At 66.1% G+C, this 963-nt stretch carries 1 pseudogene; it reads left to right on the top strand.

Annotated features, from left to right (window positions below):
* Positions 1-148: 148 nt before the first annotated feature.
* Positions 149-730: pseudogene (locus tag A5694_RS15640) on the top strand (SAM-dependent methyltransferase); the annotation flags it as partial.
* Positions 731-963: the final 233 nt, after the last annotated feature.

Here is a 963-nt window from a genome sequence, read left to right as displayed (position 1 = left end):
ATGGCGGCCACCCATGAGACCAACACGTTGATGATGAACGCCCGCGACACCGCCGAAGCGGCCAAGTGGGGCTGAGCGGTCGCAGAGCGCTGGTAAAGCGGGGATTCCACGCTGGTTACTGCGGCGTAGGGTCAGTGGAATGCCTGTAATGCGTAATGAAGGTGACAGCTGGGACATCACCACGAGCGTCGGTTCGACCGCCTTGTTCGTGGCCGCCGCGCGGGCCCTGGAAGCCCGCAAACCCGATCCCTTGGCGGTCGATCCCTATGCCGAGTTGTTCTGCCGGGCAGCCGGCGGTGACTGGGAGGCCGTCGTCGAAGGCAACCTCCCCGACCATCAGCTGCTGACCGGGGACTTCGGGGAACATTTCCTCAATTTCCAGGGTGCGCGCACCCGCTACTTCGACGACTACTTCCGCCGCGTCGTCGCTGCCGGGGTGCGGCAGGTGGTCATTCTGGCGGCCGGGCTGGACTCCCGCGCCTTCCGGTTGGAGTGGGCGGAGCAGACGACGATCTTCGAGTTGGACCAGCCGCAGGTACTCGCCTTCAAGAGTTACGTGCTCTCGCAGCGCGGCATCAGGCCCAAAGCAGAACGCCGTGAGATAGCTGTCGACTTGCGTGAGGACTGGCCGCAGGCGCTGCGCGACGCTGGATTCGACGCCACCCAGCCCTCGGCGTGGATCGCCGAGGGGCTGTTGATGTATCTGTCGGCCGACGCGCAACGCTCGTTATAGACCAGTCGGTGGAAGATGCGGCTGTCGTCGCCGGCTGCGACTTCGGCCTCCACCGCCGCCTGGAACACCTCGGCCGGCAGGGGGGCACCGTCCTCGACCGCGACGTGGCTGCCCGACGCCGCCAGGTCATCGAGGCCGGTGTAAAGCTGATGCTGCGCGTCGGCCGACAGATACATCAACAGCCCCTCGGCGATCCACGCCGAGGGCTGGGTGGCGTCGAATCCAGCGTC

Source organism: Mycolicibacter sinensis (assembly GCF_001667945.1).
Taxonomy (GTDB): domain Bacteria; phylum Actinomycetota; class Actinomycetes; order Mycobacteriales; family Mycobacteriaceae; genus Mycobacterium; species Mycobacterium sinense_B.
Note: the sequence above shows the minus strand (reverse complement) of the source record. Positions and strands in the feature narration are given on the sequence as shown.